At 35.5% G+C, this 15,810-nt stretch carries 21 protein-coding genes and 1 riboswitch; of the genes, 7 read left to right on the top strand and 14 right to left on the bottom strand.

The features are described 5' to 3' along the window. Positions 1 to 5: 5 nt before the first annotated feature. The 3 genes from ACIGHG_RS04250 to ACIGHG_RS04240 all read right to left on the bottom strand — a co-directional run bounded on the left by ACIGHG_RS04250 (position 6) and on the right by ACIGHG_RS04240 (position 1,390). On the bottom strand, positions 6 to 482 hold the full coding sequence (locus tag ACIGHG_RS04250; RefSeq protein ID WP_336473536.1) for an SDR family NAD(P)-dependent oxidoreductase: 477 nt from the start codon (positions 480 to 482) through the stop codon (positions 6 to 8). A 97-nt stretch (positions 483 to 579) separates the two neighbouring features. Continuing rightward, positions 580 to 675: a flagellar motor protein gene (locus tag ACIGHG_RS04245; RefSeq protein WP_396547331.1), complete on the bottom strand. Its 96-nt coding sequence runs from the start codon at positions 673 to 675 to the stop codon at positions 580 to 582. A gap of 259 nt (positions 676 to 934) precedes the next feature. Further along, the gene (locus ACIGHG_RS04240) at positions 935 to 1,390 is read right to left on the bottom strand and encodes an RDD family protein (protein WP_336473537.1); all 456 of its coding nucleotides are present in this window, start codon (positions 1,388 to 1,390) and stop codon (positions 935 to 937) included. A gap of 145 nt (positions 1,391 to 1,535) precedes the next feature. On the opposite strand from ACIGHG_RS04240, the gene ACIGHG_RS04235 reads away from it, so the two are divergent. Beyond that, positions 1,536 to 1,970 (top strand): DUF3997 domain-containing protein, encoded by a 435-nt coding sequence (locus ACIGHG_RS04235; protein ID WP_090914198.1) that lies wholly within the window; start codon positions 1,536 to 1,538, stop codon positions 1,968 to 1,970. Between the two features lie 22 nt (positions 1,971 to 1,992). Here the strand turns inward: ACIGHG_RS04235 and ACIGHG_RS04230 are convergent, their stop codons facing one another. The 3 genes from ACIGHG_RS04230 to ACIGHG_RS04220 form a co-directional block, all read right to left on the bottom strand. Next, positions 1,993 to 2,370, bottom strand: a complete 378-nt coding sequence (locus ACIGHG_RS04230) for a hypothetical protein (RefSeq protein ID WP_336473538.1) — start codon at positions 2,368 to 2,370, stop codon at positions 1,993 to 1,995. Between the two features lie 70 nt (positions 2,371 to 2,440). Continuing rightward, positions 2,441 to 2,950: a GNAT family N-acetyltransferase gene (locus ACIGHG_RS04225; RefSeq protein WP_396547328.1), complete on the bottom strand. Its 510-nt coding sequence runs from the start codon at positions 2,948 to 2,950 to the stop codon at positions 2,441 to 2,443. A 298-nt stretch (positions 2,951 to 3,248) separates the two neighbouring features. Next, positions 3,249 to 3,995, bottom strand: coding sequence for a hypothetical protein (locus ACIGHG_RS04220; RefSeq protein WP_396547495.1), 747 nt, complete (start codon positions 3,993 to 3,995; stop codon positions 3,249 to 3,251). A 233-nt stretch (positions 3,996 to 4,228) separates the two neighbouring features. Between ACIGHG_RS04220 and ACIGHG_RS04215 the strand changes: the two genes are divergently transcribed. Next, positions 4,229 to 4,957, top strand: a complete 729-nt coding sequence (locus tag ACIGHG_RS04215; RefSeq protein ID WP_336473541.1) for an AAA family ATPase — start codon at positions 4,229 to 4,231, stop codon at positions 4,955 to 4,957. A 38-nt stretch (positions 4,958 to 4,995) separates the two neighbouring features. Here ACIGHG_RS04215 and ACIGHG_RS04210 read toward each other — a convergent pair whose 3' ends face one another. The 3 genes from ACIGHG_RS04210 to ACIGHG_RS04200 form a co-directional block, all read right to left on the bottom strand. Continuing rightward, a complete protein-coding gene (locus ACIGHG_RS04210) occupies positions 4,996 to 6,171 on the bottom strand; it encodes an acetyl-CoA C-acetyltransferase (protein ID WP_396547326.1) in 1,176 nt (391 codons plus the stop codon). Between the two features lie 142 nt (positions 6,172 to 6,313). Next, positions 6,314 to 6,763: an NUDIX hydrolase gene (locus ACIGHG_RS04205; protein WP_336473543.1), complete on the bottom strand. Its 450-nt coding sequence runs from the start codon at positions 6,761 to 6,763 to the stop codon at positions 6,314 to 6,316. A gap of 128 nt (positions 6,764 to 6,891) precedes the next feature. After that, a complete protein-coding gene (locus ACIGHG_RS04200) occupies positions 6,892 to 7,185 on the bottom strand; it encodes a DUF3928 family protein (protein WP_336473544.1) in 294 nt (97 codons plus the stop codon). A gap of 368 nt (positions 7,186 to 7,553) precedes the next feature. Between ACIGHG_RS04200 and ACIGHG_RS04195 the strand changes: the two genes are divergently transcribed. From ACIGHG_RS04195 to ACIGHG_RS04185, 3 genes are read left to right on the top strand one after another with little or no spacing between them, the layout of a single operon-like run. Then, positions 7,554 to 8,036 (top strand): hypothetical protein, encoded by a 483-nt coding sequence (locus ACIGHG_RS04195; protein ID WP_396547323.1) that lies wholly within the window; start codon positions 7,554 to 7,556, stop codon positions 8,034 to 8,036. 39 nt (positions 8,037 to 8,075) lie between these two features. Continuing rightward, positions 8,076 to 8,369 (top strand): hypothetical protein, encoded by a 294-nt coding sequence (locus tag ACIGHG_RS04190; RefSeq protein ID WP_090914183.1) that lies wholly within the window; start codon positions 8,076 to 8,078, stop codon positions 8,367 to 8,369. 54 nt (positions 8,370 to 8,423) lie between these two features. After that, entirely contained in the window at positions 8,424 to 9,041 is a 618-nt protein-coding gene (locus ACIGHG_RS04185) for an ImmA/IrrE family metallo-endopeptidase (protein ID WP_396547321.1), read from the top strand. A gap of 344 nt (positions 9,042 to 9,385) precedes the next feature. Here the strand turns inward: ACIGHG_RS04185 and ACIGHG_RS04180 are convergent, their stop codons facing one another. Further along, positions 9,386 to 10,147 (bottom strand): DUF1129 domain-containing protein, encoded by a 762-nt coding sequence (locus ACIGHG_RS04180; RefSeq protein ID WP_336473546.1) that lies wholly within the window; start codon positions 10,145 to 10,147, stop codon positions 9,386 to 9,388. A gap of 55 nt (positions 10,148 to 10,202) precedes the next feature. Further along, a complete protein-coding gene (locus tag ACIGHG_RS04175; protein ID WP_336473547.1) occupies positions 10,203 to 10,535 on the bottom strand; it encodes a PadR family transcriptional regulator in 333 nt (110 codons plus the stop codon). A gap of 198 nt (positions 10,536 to 10,733) precedes the next feature. On the opposite strand from ACIGHG_RS04175, the gene ACIGHG_RS04170 reads away from it, so the two are divergent. Further along, entirely contained in the window at positions 10,734 to 11,510 is a 777-nt protein-coding gene (locus ACIGHG_RS04170) for a 3-hydroxybutyrate dehydrogenase (RefSeq protein ID WP_336473548.1), read from the top strand. A 275-nt stretch (positions 11,511 to 11,785) separates the two neighbouring features. Here the strand turns inward: ACIGHG_RS04170 and ACIGHG_RS04165 are convergent, their stop codons facing one another. From ACIGHG_RS04165 to ACIGHG_RS04155, 3 genes are all read right to left on the bottom strand, one after another. Then, the gene (locus tag ACIGHG_RS04165; RefSeq protein ID WP_090914175.1) at positions 11,786 to 11,971 is read right to left on the bottom strand and encodes a YvrJ family protein; all 186 of its coding nucleotides are present in this window, start codon (positions 11,969 to 11,971) and stop codon (positions 11,786 to 11,788) included. 247 nt (positions 11,972 to 12,218) lie between these two features. After that, entirely contained in the window at positions 12,219 to 13,403 is a 1,185-nt protein-coding gene (gene mtnK / locus ACIGHG_RS04160) for an S-methyl-5-thioribose kinase (RefSeq protein WP_336473549.1), read from the bottom strand. 87 nt (positions 13,404 to 13,490) lie between these two features. Further along, positions 13,491 to 13,636: riboswitch (SAM riboswitch) on the bottom strand. Between the two features lie 71 nt (positions 13,637 to 13,707). After that, entirely contained in the window at positions 13,708 to 14,487 is a 780-nt protein-coding gene (locus tag ACIGHG_RS04155; protein ID WP_336473550.1) for a carbon-nitrogen family hydrolase, read from the bottom strand. 103 nt (positions 14,488 to 14,590) lie between these two features. Here ACIGHG_RS04155 and ACIGHG_RS04150 point away from each other — a divergent pair, with 103 nt between their 5' ends. Further along, positions 14,591 to 15,781: a pyridoxal phosphate-dependent aminotransferase gene (locus tag ACIGHG_RS04150; RefSeq protein WP_396547318.1), complete on the top strand. Its 1,191-nt coding sequence runs from the start codon at positions 14,591 to 14,593 to the stop codon at positions 15,779 to 15,781. The last annotated feature ends 29 nt before the right edge of the window (positions 15,782 to 15,810 follow it).

Raw genomic sequence — 15,810 nt, 5'->3', positions numbered from 1 at the left:
TTCCATTATAATACTACTTCTGCTGTCTGAAACGATTGTTGCCTTGCTCCTATAACACCAGAAATCGGTAAATCTGTTAACATTATTTCTTCTTGCTGCTTCATAAAAGATGACGTCAATTGTTTTATTTTTATCCAGACGTCATTTATACAAAGTGTAGTGGAATCGTTCTCTTTTTCATGAGAAAAAATTGGATCTATTTTATATAATCCAGCATTATTAAACAACATATCAACCCTATTATAGACTTCAAGTGCAACTTCTAAAACGTGTCGCCAATCACTTTGCTTACTCATATCGTGAGTAACAAAAATTGCATCTCCACCTAATTCTACAATTTCTTCGACTGTTGCTTGTCCGCTTTCCTCATCAATATCTGTCACAATTACTTTTGCACCTCGCCCTGCCAACAAAAGAGCCGTGCTACGGCCAATACCGATGCCACCACCTGTTACAACGACAATTTTTCCTGCTAGCTTCATCGTCATTACTCCTTCTGGTTAGTCTTACCGTCACAGTATACTCCTTTTTTCAAAACATCTGCAAGCAGGAAAAGATAGATATATAAGATGTAATCGTTTACTTTTGAACTTTCTCTTTTTTCTTACTATTATATGGATCAAAAGCTAGACCGACAAAAATAAGAGTTCCCCAAAATAATAAACTTCCTCCCATCAGTTCGCTCCTCCCCAATATAAAATTATTACTCTTTATTATAAATAAAAAAAGCGCGCCTTTCCGTGACGCGCCACCAATATGGAGGGTACTATATAGGAGATGCCTGTCCTATACAAATTCTATTATACCAATTAAAAGTATCGAATTTTGTAAAAATTTAGACTTAACAAAAATTTTATTGTAAAATTTCTTTTACTCAATTATTGCAAAAGAAATTTTACAGTAATTAGAAAAGAGAAGCAACTGCTTCTCTTTTCTATACAATACTTATAACTCTAGTTTTTACTATGAGATCATGAAAACCGCTATTATCACTTCTAAACAGCATTATGTATATATTACATAATGCTGGGATTCCAAGAAATAAGATATTTGGTATTAACAATACAATAAACCTCATTGTTAATATTCCTAACGTTAACTTTTCATCTGTAAGTGATACAAGTTTTGTACGTGTGAATTTTTTCCCTGGTGTATATCCATTCCAAATAAATGGTAGAACGATAAAATAAAGCGCCATTAATAAACATACAAGTCCAAGATCGTAACGAATATCTCCTGAACTCACATTAAAACGATTCAAAATCGCTTTATAGTTCCCTGTTGTAATTGAGACAACAGCACCGTACAGAACAGAAATGAAAAACATATCGATAATTGCAGCCCCTATGCGATTCATAACGATCGCTGGACGATGTATTTTCAGCTTCATGTTGTGTCGACTCCTTTTTCTATCCTATATTAACTGTTTCATCGTATCATGTCTAAAAACAGTTGTAAACAACTCATAAATTGGTGTTTTACTCTCTTTTCCTGTACAATATGTATCAGTCACATTTCTGAAGGAGGAGCTCATTTTGAAACGATTCATCATTTTCTGCTCTTTCATACTTCTAGCTAGTTGTGCAACAAATTATAATCAATCTCATTACAGCGTTAGCGATGAATATGAGCTCATTAACGTTGGCGGTGATGCACTAGAACTATTCCCAAAGTCAGATGCCCTATATGCTTCTCAATATATCCCAGCAAAAATTGTAGAAATTGCCTGGAATGACGCTTATATTTTAGCAAAACAAATGGAACAAACGGATGATCCTAACAATCCTGATGCTTCTCTCACCAATCAAGCAAAAGAGAATTATTGGATTATCGATTTAAAAAATAACCGCCGGTTTGGTCCCTATACAAAAAAACAATTTGACGAACAAAAACAAGAATTTCGCATCTCAGAACAACTGCAATTACAGAACGTAAAAACTTACTTTACGAAAGCAAAACAAGAATCTTAAAAAAAGGTCAAATGAAAATATTTCATTTGACCTTTTTTTCCGTATTTTCTTTATAAAACAACATTCCATAAACAATAGCTCCAAACATAATACAAAATAATAATTGCAATGCCTGTTGAATCGATACAATATGCAGTTGCAAAATGCCTTGAACACTATCGTTGTAACTATAATATCCCCAGATGTAGAAAAAGATAAATACGACTATAAATATATACTTCTTATGTTTATAAAAATAATGTGCACTGCCCATTCCATATCCAAATAGTACTACTATATATATAAATTCACATAGAAGATACATAGGAGATATTTGCTCAATTCGTTGTAACATATATAAGAAACCTATTTGAAAGCAAGCGACTATAATAAATCCAGCCAAAACCGTGAACATTCTCACGGATTGTCTCTCCTTTCACTCTATTCACTTCATTATATTCATGAAATGATAAAACGAGCGGGGAGTTGTATTATATAAGAAGAATTTTTATATCTTTCCAACCGTATGCAAGTTCTTTTACGTGCAATTCTTCAATATTTTTCTCATCTATAAAAGAACCTTGTACTGCTTCATAAAAATATTTAGAGGGATTATTTGCTACTACCCAAACAAGCATAGACTGATAGCCATTCTTATATAAATCCGCTGCTACCGCTTTTAGCAATCTTTTCCCCAGTTGATTACGCTGGTATTCTTTTAAAATATATATCGCATATAACTCTCCTTCATATTCATAACTACCTGTTCGCTCTTTCCCACCATCTGCAAAACCGATTATTTTTCCGGCAACTGTTTTAGCAACATAAACATGCGATTGCTGTTCTTGTAATATTTTTCTCCATAGTCCTTCTCGCTGCTCATACGATTTTTTATCTAACACTTCTTTTGGCATAATCCCTTCATATGTTTCTCTCCAACTATCAACATGAACATGTGCGAGTGCTTTTGCATCATTTACATTAGCTTTGACAATATACATTTTTTCATCTCCCTACTAAACTAAACACTATATAAATATAAATTCTCTATAAAACGACATATTTCCTATCCTACTATATATATCCATTGTAATTTTTCGACATCTTTGTTTAGCTCTGCTGAATACAACATGACCTGTACTCACTTGTTCCCTTTGTTTAATCACGCATGTGGTAGAAAAAAGGCCCTGACCGCTTCTATGCATAACCAGATGCTCTCGCCCACCTAAATAGAAAGAGGGTTTTTATGTCGATTTTTTAAATTTGTATTTATATAACAATGAAAAAACCATTTCACTATTATAGTGAAATGGTAAATGTTTGTGGTTCTGCAATTTTTTCATGTATGTCTCCTATTGCAAGTATATCTGTTGTAAAAGAAATCGTTTTTACTTTTTCATTATTGTCACTTAATAAAAGACCGATTAACCCTTCCCTTGTTTCTCCAGAACTATAATCCTCTCTCGTTACACTTTTTGTACCAACAAGCGTATCTTCTGCATATAAGAAGTTTTTCGTTGGCACATGAAATTGTTGCTTTTCATTTACAGTTACATCATTCATAGAAAAGAACTGCATCTCTTTGTCGCCTGCATTTTCAACCTTATATGTGATTTCAAGATATTTAGCAGTATCACCAATATCTTGTCCACTTAGTGATGCATATAATTCTGCCTCTGTTTGCTCCAGTGTCTCTCCTAAGCGGTGTTGTACTTCTTCCGGAGTTAATTTTGTATACATTTTCAACGTCTCTTTTGTTTCAGGTTCCATATTTGATAATGTAATAACTCTTACATTTTCTACATAAATTTTCATCGTTCCAACTATAAATGTTTCATTTACATGTTTGATTTGTTCTAACGTTAAAGTACCCCAGTTTTTCTCTTTAATCTCTTGTCCTACTTTTGTTAATTGTATACCACCATACTCATCTGTTTCTGGAATGGCCTGCTTCTTCGGTTGCTTCACTCTTTCCTGCTGAGTACAACCACTTAAAATGATGACAAAACTACATAAAATACAAAATACGTTCCATATTTTCATAATCCTTCTCCTGTCAGTACATACTATGAAACTATCATTGCATGTACTATTATACTATATATATATCCATTTGAATTTTTTGACATATAAGTCGCTGCTATGCATGCTTAGATCCTCTCTCTCCTAAAAAAGGGATTTTTATGTTCGTTTTTCAACTTGTATTTACATAAGTTGTCTATCGCTTAGCTTTTCTGCTACTTTAGAAATATAATCTACTTTGAAGTGAGGTTCTTATATTGCTAGAGAAACAACCTTTTTTGCAAACGATTTTATTAAAAAAAGACAAAATCCCATCATTTTCTGTATATCCCTTTTCCTTGCCTGTTGTTCATTCATTACAATCTTTGTCCTTTCATCCAAAGGTTACCTATATTATAGGAGAAAATGGGACAGGAAAATCAACATTATTAGAAGCAATTGCCACTGCATGGGGATTCAACCCAGAGGGAGGGACAAAAAATTTTCGTTTTTCGACAAACGCTTCTCATTCTGACTTGCATGAATACCTCATACTCAGAAAAGGTTTACAAAAACCGAAAGATGGATTTTTTCTTCGTGCGGAATCTTTTTATAATGTTGCATCTTATATTGATGAAATTGATGCTATTCGCTCTTATGGGGGTACTTCCCTCCACGAACAGTCCCACGGTGAATCATTTTTCTCTGTATTTATGAACCGTTTTTCTGGTAACGGACTCTATATTTTAGATGAGCCTGAAGCTGCCTTATCACCAATGCGCCAACTTTCCATGTTAATTCGTATGCACGAGCTCATTAATCAAAATGCACAATTTATTATAGCTACACATTCCCCGATTTTAATGGCATATCCAGACGCGATTATGTACTCTTTACATCAAGAGAAAATACAAGAAATTACGTTAGAAGAAACCGAACATTATCAAACGATGAAACTCTTTTTTGAAGATCGCGAAAGACTATTTCATCATCTCTTCCGTTCATAAACAAAACCAGCTAGTAGATACACTAGCTGGTTTTGTTATTATAATGCTTCTATAAATAACGCTACTCCCATACCGCCACCGACGCAAAGAGAAGCAATACCCTTTTCTAATCCTCGTCTTCTTAATTCATGAATCAAGCTTACTGTAATACGTGCTCCTGTACATCCAATTGGATGACCAAGACCTATTCCACTGCCGTTTACGTTTACTTTTTCACGATCCAAGCCTAATTCTTTCTCTACTGCTAAATATTGTGCAGCAAATGCTTCATTAATTTCAAATAAATCGGCATCATTTACCGACCAATTTACATTTTGCAGTCCTTTTTGAATTGCTGGAACTGGCCCAATTCCCATAATTTTAGGATCTACGCCTGCTACAGAGTATCCAACAATTCTCGCTAATGGTTGCAGCCCCTTTTCTTTCGCTTTCTCTTCACTCATTAAGACTAACGCTGCACTTCCGTCATTAATACCTGATGCGTTTCCAGCAGTTACTGTGCCACCCTTGCGAAAAGCTGCCTTTAAACCCGAAAGTTTTTCTAACGTAATATCTGCACGAGGATGTTCATCTTTAGAAACGACAATCTCTTTTCTACGTTCCTTTATCGTAATCGGCACAATTTGTTCATCAAAATAACCCGCTTCGATTGCATGAAGAGCACGTTGATGACTTAACAGCGCTACTTCATCCTGTTCTTCGCGAGAAATTTCAGATTGCTTGGCAAGATTTTCCGCAGTTTCTCCCATCATAATATGATGGATTGGATCTTCTAGCACTTCCCACACCATATCACGAATTTCTCCATGTTGTAGTCGTTGTCCCCAGCGGTTCTCTTTTAATAGATACGGACTAGAGCTCATCGCTTCTACTCCCCCTGCAACAACAACATCACTTACACCTAATTGAATTTGCATTGCGGCTGAAATTAGCGCCTGCATACCTGAAGCGCATTGACGCTGAATTGTGTAACCAGTAACCGTATCAGGAAATCCCGCCATAAGAGCTGCTGTTCTTGCTGTATTTGCCTCATCTGTTCGCTGAATACAGTGACCTAAAATCACTTCATCTACTTCATGGGGCGACACACCGCCTCTTTTTACAGCTTCCTGCAATACAGGAACTATAAGTTCAGTTGGTTTTACATTTTTGAAAGCTCCTCCAAATGTTCCAATCGGTGAACGAACTGCCGCTGTAACGACTACATTACGCATCGTGTACTTTCTCCTCTCTTATGTATCCTAGTAAAATTCGGATGAAATACCATAAGATGCATATCTATGTCTATTATATTAGAAAGTAACTAAAAAATAAAAATATTTAATAAAATTAAAATAGAAGGATACTTATCTCCTTCTATTCTGTTAATGCTAATAAAAATTTTTGAAGAATTTTTTCTGTTGTTGTATTCAATTTCGGCAACTTATCAATCGGAAAATATTGAATATCCAATCCTTCTTCATCACATTTCATTTCACCATACACATGATGCGCTTGAAATACATTGATTACATTATAAATTTCGTCTCCGTGAGGATAACGATAATATAAGTCTTGACCAGAGAGCACACCGAGAAACTGTAAGGAATCTGCTTTTAAACTAGTTTCCTCTCTTAATTCCCTCTCTGCTGTTTCTTCAATTGTTTCTCCTAACTCCATTGCTCCCCCTGGCAATCCCCAATCATCTGTGTCAGAACGAAGTTGTAATAATACTTCATTCTTTTCATTTAAAACAATAATTGCTGATCCTACTATTATAAGTGGTTTTGTTCCAACTAATTCCCTTAGCTCCTGTATATACCCCATTATGTAACTCCCCTTTCTTTCCCCCTCCTATAATAGCAAAATTCCTTCTTTATTTGTTTGATACATATAAAATATTTTTATTCACACAAAAGAGGCTAACTCACATTAGCCCCTTCCTCTTACATTATCTAGCCTATATGACTTTCATATTTTACGTCTTCAAATGCTCTTTCAATTTCTTCATCTCGGTAATGTACATATGTAAAACGTCCTAATTCTACTAAACGTGCAATTTCCCGCAATGCTTTTCCGTGTTCATACCCTTCTTTGACGGAGACATGAACATAAAACTTCATGAGCGGGGGCTCATACAACGTTTCACCCACTTCCACATATACATTTTCTACCCCTTGTACAACTTGAGCATAACTCGCAAATTGATAAATAGCTTCACGGTCTGAAACAATTTTAAGTGTATACATGTTTTTTCCCCCTTTTCTTTTTACTATAACAAAAAATGGATATATAAGCGTGTCGAAGTTTGACTATTTTCTGACTTCTTTTCATCATTTTTTTATTCTGCTATTTACGAATAGTAAAGCCCCATCCTCAAGTTTCAGAGAAAATGAACAAATCCTTTATCTGAAACACAGCTGCTAATACAAATGCCCCTATTTTTGTATTAAAATTTTTCACAAATTCATGTAAATATAATAAATTATTATTAACTCACGTTATAACAAAATAAAAAACAACTCAAAGTGATGGTTCATTTGTCCATACACTTTCTCTCTTTTTACATAAAGTATCGTATAGACATTTTATGTAGCTACTAAAGGAGAGGATTTTCTTGTCTTATAGTAATCACGATCGCGATCGAAAAAGACTCCAGTATACTCAGCCCGATCCCCCAGACGAAGTAACAGAAAGACATGCACACAATCATAACGTTGCTCAAATTTCAGATAGTGGAAACTCCCACGTAAATTTAAATGTAGACTCTGATATAGATTCTGAAACAGCTTCTTCTAATCGGCAGCCTACTGATGTAGAACAGAATCAGAGACAAGGGCAATCGAATACAGATGCTACAAACCAACTATTAGCAGCCCTGCTTCCATTCTTAACGAATGCATTAAATAATGCTACTCCATCCCAGCAGAGTAACCAAAACCAATTCCAAAACCAATTCCAAAACCAAGGCCAAAACCAATTCCAAAACCAAAGCCGAATCCAAAGCCAAAGCCAAAACAAAAACCAAAGCCAAAACAAAAACCAAAGCCAAATCCGAATCCAAAGCCAAAACAAAAACAAAAATAATTTAAATGAATAGGCTACTAAAAGTAGCCTATTTTTGTAAGGAGGGTTGACCATGCGGCGAAATAGCTCCGAAATTTCAAACAGCGGAAATTCTAATGTTAATGTGAACGTAAACGTCGATACAAGTTCCCTTGCTTATGCAATGATGTGTTATTGGCACTCGAGTGGTATGATTACTGATGAACAGTTCTCACATATGATCACAAATTTTAGCAGTTTACTAAATAAAGAGGATGCTATACTTCCGCAACTCTTATCAAATAAAGAATATTCTCCCTACCTAGTTCGACAAAAAAATAATATAAATACATTAAAAACATTTATCCCCCCTTTTTTCAATCGTTAAGTTCATTTCCTTTTTATCCAGACAGAAAAATTCACTATATTTGAGGTGCCTCCTATGCGTCCTTATGTTAACATATGTATTTGCATTACTCCCGGATCTCATATTGATAAAGAACGTATTGCTAAAGATATTGCAATTGCTGAATATATTTGGCATCCTATCGTATTTAAAATTAAGGATGTCAACGTACTAGATGAGCCATATCGTTTTCATGATGGTGAGATTAGTTATGTATCTTCGCTAAAATCACAACCAAAGTTGACTTCTTTATTTGCTGAGTGCAGGGAACTTGCCTCGCAATGTGATATTTATATTTGTTATATCGGCAGTAATTATTTTCAAGAACAATCCATTATCGCTTGCGCCTATTCTTTAGCCATTCACACACAAATTAAAGGTTACATTGTATTAACAAATGCCGCTTCAGCTTCGAGGAACATGTACACACTTGCACACGAATTTGGTCACATTTTATTCACACGACGTGTACAGGACAAGCTTACAAATGCAGATCCCGAGTGTCCAAACGGTTCCGAACACCATCCTTCTCCTACAAATCTTATGCATTATATCGTTCCTCCCCCTCATAAATCACAAATAGATTCCTTATTAACAAATACTCAAAGAGAATTATCTTTACAAAGCCCTTTATTGCGTAAAGAAAAAAAGTAATTGTTGCAGGTACTTCTATATATACAAGTTAAAAAACCGACATAAAAACTCCTTTCTTTTTAGGGGGACGAGAGCATCTGGCCGCGCATAGAAACGGTCAGAGCCTTTTCCTACCACATGCAAAGCTGAAAACAAAAGAAGAAAACGAGTACAGGTCATGTTGTATCCTGCATAGCAGCGACCTATATGTTGAAAAACCACCATGAATTTATATGAGTAATTCCTCTCTTCTACCCCAAAAGACTTTATATCTTCTTTTATTCCTTTTACCGTTAAATACGCTCCTGTATCTTCTAGAAACTACTTTGATTGTTTTGAAAACCTCTAACTCTTTCCTATCTTAACTATCTCTGCACAATATTTTGACGTTTAGAATCCCACATCATAAGCAGTACTAAGCTTCCATACGACACAATTGGCTCTAAATTTCCCCATTCCGTATTATTAATTTTAAAGTATTCAAATACAAACATAATAAAAAGCAAAACAAATAATGTTAATACCCCCATCCAGCTATTTAAACGAAAATTAATTATTATAGCTGCTGCAAATAATAAGAAACCAAGAATATAACTTTGAATCGAGGATAAAGAGAAAAATGCTGTACCATACTGTTTATTAAGCAGCATTAATCCAACAAGTAAAACCATTGGAATGACAGCCATTACTACATATATAATAGAAAACTCCCTCAATTTACTTTGAAAACTAGAGCTACGAAAAGCAAAAATCATCCCTGCTATCATCAAGAATAAAATGATAGGATATCCAATTAAATTAATAAGTGATACAGTGAATGGTTTCCCTGCATTTCGAAATACAAGTTCTGGAATCATCCAATAAGCTGCCGTTGCAATCACGAAAGAAATTAGTAAATTCCAATTTTCTTTCTTATCAATTTCCATCTCTTCAGCCAATTCTTCCGCATATTCTCTCGGAGAATCCCCAAAAATATCTGTTACCGTCTTTCCTTCTTTTTCTCCTTCTATTAAATGAAGCTCAGCATCTTCTATAAAGTTATTTACATCTCCTTCCTTTATTCCTTTTGTTAATAAGTATACTTTCATATCAACTAAAAACTTTTCGCCTTCTTTAGAAACTTGCATGATACTCTCCCTCGTTTAGATTACTTGTTTTTGATTTACTTTCATCATGTCAGCGTTATCGTTTCCTCCCTTTACCTTCTAACAAACGCTGCACACTACTTTGCATCGCTTCCCACCGTTCCATGAAATCATCTAGTGCACCTTCACCTTTTTCTGTTAATGTGTAATATTTTCGCTTTGGACCAGATGGTGATTCTTTCATCGTACTTGTAATCAATTCTTCTTTTTGCATGCGAATTAATAGTGGATAAATACTTCCTTCACTTGCCATTGTAAAACCATACTGTGCCAGTTTTTCACTCATTTCATATCCGTATATTTCTCCTTCAGAAATAATGGCAAGTAAGCATCCTTCCAAAATACCTTTTAACATTTGACTTGTCGACATAATTCAAATCCTTCCTCTACCTTGTTTTATAAGATAGATAGGTATAAGTATCTTGCTTTACAAAATAGTATAGCAAACAGTATTTTGCAAAGCAAGATAGCTTGCGTATTTTTTCCAAAAGATTGCAGGATTTTCTACTTTGTTTCTATAAATAGAGCAGTAGAGCTAACTATATTCATAGGGGAGATGGAATAAAAAATGTTTAAAAATCGCGTTGTATTTTTAACAGGTGCAGCAAGTGGCATTGGATATGAAATGGGAAAAGCTTTTGCGAAAGAAGGCGCAACTGTAATGATTACGGATCGGTTAGAGGACCGAGTACAAGAGGCAGTGAAACAATTAGAGAACGAAGGGTATAAAGTATTTGGAATGCAATGTGATGTAACAGTAGAACGTGAGATTGAACAAGCTATTTCTGAAACGGTTACACGATTTGGTTCACTTGATGTATTAATTAATAATGCAGGCATGCAATACGTTTCTCCAATTGAAGATTTCCCAACTGAAAAGTTTAAAATGCTTATTAAAATTATGCAAATTGCACCGTTTATTGCAATAAAACATGCATTTCCTATTATGAAAAAGCAAAAATACGGGCGCATCATCAACATCGCCTCTATTAATGGTCTCGTTGGCTTTGCAGGAAAATCTGCATATAATAGCGCCAAACACGGGGTAATCGGACTTACAAAAGTCGCAGCATTAGAGGGAGCTGAACATGGCATTACCGTAAATGCACTTTGTCCTGGCTATGTTGATACACCGCTTGTTCGCAACCAACTTCAAGATTTAGCTACAACGAGAAATGTCCCACTTGAACATGTACTAGAAGATGTCATTTACCCGCTTGTACCGCAACAACGATTATTACATACAGAAGAAATTTCAGACTACGCCTTATTTTTAACAAGCGAAAAAGCAAAAGGGATTACAGGACAAGCTGTTGTCATTGACGGTGGTTATACTGCACAGTGAAATTCAATAAACTATGCTTCTTCTATATCAATTTTAAAAACGGATTGTGCCTATTCACACAATCCGTTTCTGTTACATATATAAATCCACTTTGATTTTTTAACATACAAATCGCAACTATACAGAATACAACATGCTGGCTACTGGCCTGCTTCTTTTGTTTCAAACCTGGCATGTGGCAGGAAAAAGCCCTGACCGCTACTATACATAGCCAGTCCCTCTCGACCACTTAAAAAAATGCTTTTCTATCGGTTTTTCATAGAGTGACTGAGTAGTTACGTCGTTTTTTCAATTTGCATGTACATATTTTCTTTTGGAGATTCATACCTTTGCATTTGCTTTGGTAACTTCTCAATCGCAACAATAACGCTATCTAACTTACTTTCAATTCTATGCAGCAAGTATAGCGTCACAACAATTGGAAAACCAACATTGCCAATAACGGATATCCATTCCTCCATCGATGTCTCCTCCCTTCTTATTATAAATAAGCAGAGAGGCAAAAAAGTGGTAACTAAAAACAAACTATATAAATGCAAATTGAAAAACCGACATAAAAACCACGTTCTTTTTAAGGGAGGACGAGAGCGTCTGGCCATGCATTGAAGCGGTCAGGGCCTCTTCCTGCCACATGCGAGATTTAAAACAAAGGGAGCAAGCAAATGCAAATTATATTTTATTCTGTATAACAGTGCATGGCACTCCTACTTATACCCTCAATTCCTTTTCAAAAACAATAGACTCAAATAGTATACGGAATAAACGAGCATCCGCATTTTCTGTTTCATGTAGAAGTAGCTTTCTTCCTAAACGCAATGCATGTCGTTTAGCTAGCAACTTCACTTCTTTTTGAGGAATTTCATCTAAATCTGCTACATGCGCTAAGCCAATCGTACGACGTATCATCTCACATCCCGCAAAGCTAACAGCATCCTTGAAAATATTTCGTAGTACAATTGGTAACCATTGCTTATCTTGCGTATATGCTTCCACACCTTCAAGCATCCATAGTTTTGTAAATGTTTCTACGAAAACGCTCCATGTTTGTTCAATATGAAAAAATATTACGTTGCGCTTGTTCTCCTTACGCGACAATGCATTTGCTAATAAATTCGCAATAAATTGACCTAAATCAAATCCAAGTGGACCAAATGTTGCAAATTCTGGATCAATCACTTTCGTTTCGGAAGAGGAAGAAAATATACTTCCCGTATGTAAATCACCATGGATTAATGCTTCTTTTCTTGTTAAAAATTTATATTTATACTGTCCTACTTTTAGCTTCAAATTTTTATCACACCAAAGTTCGTCAACAATATCTTGTAATTCTTCTTCATAGTCGTTTGTTTCATAATTTGCAAATGGATCAGTAAATACAAGGTCTTCTGTAATCTTACATAAATCTGGATTTACAAACTGACTATCTAACACTCTTTTTTCTTCTGATTTTAATCCAAAATCTGATGTATAGAAAAGAACATGGGCTAAAAAACGCCCAATATGCCGAGATAATAACGGATAATCTTCTCCGTCTATTAATCCTTTTCTCGTTATCGTTAATGCCGATAAGTCTTCCATAGCAATAATCGCTAACGTTCCATCGTGTCCATATACTTCCGGTACATATTCTGGTACATATTTCGCAAAAATTTGCAACGCATGACTCTCAATTGTTGCACGATGTAAAGATAGCGGCCAACTTTCTCCTACTACCTTTGCATATGGAAGAGCCTGCTTAAGAATGAGCCCCTTCTTCCCATCATGTAGACGGAACACATAATTTAAATTCCCATCACCAATTTCTTCACAAGTAACTACTGTCCCTTCTGAAAAATACCCATTCTCTTTCGCATATGTCACAGCTGTTTTTTCTGTTAACTGCTTGTATCCCACTTTGATTCCCCCTCAATATATCAGGGCTTTTCATCATAAGAAAAACCCCTTTCTACAGCGAAAGAGGTTTGAAGATTCACTTCTCCCCTCTTATCTATCAGAAAGTCTCTCTTTCTGTTGGAATTAGCACCGTGCCTTACTAGGCGCCAATCATGCGCCCCATTTCACAATGGTATTACGGTCGGTTGCTGGGTTTCATCGGGCCAAATCCCTCCACCTGCTCTTGATAAGAGTATATAGTTGTCTGAATTTTTCGTTTCTGTTTCTGACTATACCAAGAATAAAATTTGTTTGTCAACATTTTTTATGTGTATAATTCTGGACGCCGATCAAAAAAAACAGGAATCCCTTTACGTACTTCAGAAATTTTCTTTATATCTAATGTTCCATACAAAATCGTTTCTGTTTCATCAGCCTCAGTAACAATTTCTCCCCAAGGATCAATAATAAGTGAATGGCCTGCAAATACATTATTAGGATCACTCCCCGCACGATTGCACGCCACAACATAACATTGATTTTCAATCGCCCTTGCTTGAAGCAATAATCGCCAATGTGCTAAACGAACAAGCGGCCACTCTGCTACAACAAATAATACCGTTGCCCCATGTGCAGTATGAATACGCATCCACTCTGGAAAACGAATATCATAGCATATTGTTCCTGCACACGGTATATCCTCCAATAGAAAATGCCCCGTTTCATTTCCAGCAATCAAATATTTATGCTCATCCATCAGTTGAAACAAATGCACTTTACTATATTCAGCCACAATTTTTCCATTTCGATCACTAATATACATCGTATTTGTAACACCATTCTCTGTCTGCTTTGCGATCGAACCACCGACAATATTTATACCATGTTGCTTACTCCACTTTGATAATAAACATTTCGTATAATTGCCATCTAGATCAGCAATATCAGGAAGACGTTCTAAATCATAACCTGTTGTCCATAACTCTGGCAATACAATAACATCTGGATTTCCCTTCATTGCTTCGCTTATTTTTTTTTCGGCATGTTCTATATTTTTTTCAACATCACCAAAAGTAATATTCATTTGAACACAAGCAATTTTCATTACTTTCTCCCTTCTTCCTTTTTATTTTTTCCTTTACAAAAAGTTGGAAAAATTATATTATTTGTCACTATAATTGTAACAATTTTCAAAAGAGGTGGAAAGTATGAAACATTTTCAAACTTCCAAGATATTAACATCATTACCAACACAATTTTTTGCTTCTCTTGTCACAAAAGTAAATGGAGTAATGCAAGCTGGTCATGATGTTATTAACTTAGGACAAGGAAATCCAGATCAGCCAACACCAACACACATCGTAACAGCATTACAACGGGCAGCAGAACACCCTATTCACCATAAATATCCACCATTTCGAGGACATGAAAATTTAAAAGAGGCTGTCGCTACATTTTATGAGCGTGAATACGGTGTACAATTAAACCCACAAACAGAAGTAGCTATTCTATTTGGTGGGAAAGCTGGCTTAGTTGAATTACCACTTTGTTTTACGAATCCAGGTGATACAATCCTTGTTCCTGATCCAGGCTATCCAGATTATTTATCAGGCGTAGCCTTAGCAAAAGCAAAGATTGCTACAATGCCACTGCTAGCAAAAAATCAATTTTTACCTGATTATACAAAGATTGATGCACAAACTGCTAAACAAGCAAAATTAATGTTTTTAAACTATCCAAACAATCCGACCGGAGCCGTTGCAACAACAAAATTCTTTGAGGAAACTATATCGTTTGCGAACGAGCATAACATTTTAGTCTGTCATGACTTCGCGTATGGTGCCATCGGCTTTGATGCTAAAAAACCGCTTAGTTTCTTACAAGTCGATGGAGCAAAAGATGTTGGCATTGAGATTTATACGTTATCAAAAACATATAATATGGCCGGGTGGCGCATTGCATTTGCTGTTGGAAATGAAAGTGTCATTGAAACGATTAACTTATTACAAGATCATATGTATGTTAGTATTTTTGGTGCCGTACAAGAAGCTGCTTGTGAAGCGTTATTAAAACCGCAAACTTGTGTCGATGAGCTCGTAGAACGCTATGAATCTCGCAGAAATGCTTTCATTACTGCTTGTCGCTCTATCGGCTGGAATGTCGCCTCACCAAATGGTTCTTTTTTTGCATGGCTTCCCGTTCCAGATGGCTATACGTCAGAGCAATTTGCTGATGTACTATTAAACCAAGCACATGTCGCCGTCGCCCCAGGTATCGGTTTTGGCAAACACGGGGAAGGTTATATTCGCGTTGGCTTATTACATTCAGAGGAACGTCTTCAAGAAGCAGTTTATAGAATTGCTAAATTAAAAATTTTCAAAAAACCATTGACAACGTAAAAATTCTCTGTCAAAATTCAGTTATCAAA

This window comes from Bacillus sp. NPDC077411, assembly GCF_044543425.1.
Taxonomy (GTDB): domain Bacteria; phylum Bacillota; class Bacilli; order Bacillales; family Bacillaceae_G; genus Bacillus_A; species Bacillus_A bruguierae.
The sequence above is the reverse complement of the archived record's forward strand: the minus strand, read 5'-3'. Positions and strand labels throughout refer to the sequence as shown.

Excerpts from the sequence above, each read along its gene's own strand:
- ACIGHG_RS04155 (WP_336473550.1), bottom strand. The coding sequence starts at position 14,487 with ATGAAAATTGCTTGTGTTCAAATGAATATTACTTTTGGTGATGTTGAA.
- ACIGHG_RS04225 (WP_396547328.1), bottom strand. The coding sequence starts at position 2,950 with ATGTATATTGTCAAAGCTAATGTAAATGATGCAAAAGCACTCGCACAT.
- ACIGHG_RS04175 (WP_336473547.1), bottom strand. The coding sequence starts at position 10,535 with ATGTCGACAAGTCAAATGTTAAAAGGTATTTTGGAAGGATGCTTACTT.
- ACIGHG_RS04240 (WP_336473537.1), bottom strand. The coding sequence starts at position 1,390 with ATGAAGCTGAAAATACATCGTCCAGCGATCGTTATGAATCGCATAGGG.
- ACIGHG_RS04185 (WP_396547321.1), top strand. The coding sequence starts at position 8,424 with ATGCGTCCTTATGTTAACATATGTATTTGCATTACTCCCGGATCTCAT.
- ACIGHG_RS04190 (WP_090914183.1), top strand. The coding sequence starts at position 8,076 with ATGCGGCGAAATAGCTCCGAAATTTCAAACAGCGGAAATTCTAATGTT.
- ACIGHG_RS04150 (WP_396547318.1), top strand. The coding sequence starts at position 14,591 with ATGAAACATTTTCAAACTTCCAAGATATTAACATCATTACCAACACAA.
- ACIGHG_RS04245 (WP_396547331.1), bottom strand. The coding sequence starts at position 675 with ATGGGAGGAAGTTTATTATTTTGGGGAACTCTTATTTTTGTCGGTCTA.
- ACIGHG_RS04170 (WP_336473548.1), top strand. The coding sequence starts at position 10,734 with ATGTTTAAAAATCGCGTTGTATTTTTAACAGGTGCAGCAAGTGGCATT.
- ACIGHG_RS04250 (WP_336473536.1), bottom strand. The coding sequence starts at position 482 with ATGAAGCTAGCAGGAAAAATTGTCGTTGTAACAGGTGGTGGCATCGGT.
- ACIGHG_RS04165 (WP_090914175.1), bottom strand. The coding sequence starts at position 11,971 with ATGGAGGAATGGATATCCGTTATTGGCAATGTTGGTTTTCCAATTGTT.
- ACIGHG_RS04180 (WP_336473546.1), bottom strand. The coding sequence starts at position 10,147 with ATGCAAGTTTCTAAAGAAGGCGAAAAGTTTTTAGTTGATATGAAAGTA.
- ACIGHG_RS04200 (WP_336473544.1), bottom strand. The coding sequence starts at position 7,185 with ATGTATACACTTAAAATTGTTTCAGACCGTGAAGCTATTTATCAATTT.
- ACIGHG_RS04210 (WP_396547326.1), bottom strand. The coding sequence starts at position 6,171 with ATGCGTAATGTAGTCGTTACAGCGGCAGTTCGTTCACCGATTGGAACA.
- ACIGHG_RS04205 (WP_336473543.1), bottom strand. The coding sequence starts at position 6,763 with ATGGGGTATATACAGGAGCTAAGGGAATTAGTTGGAACAAAACCACTT.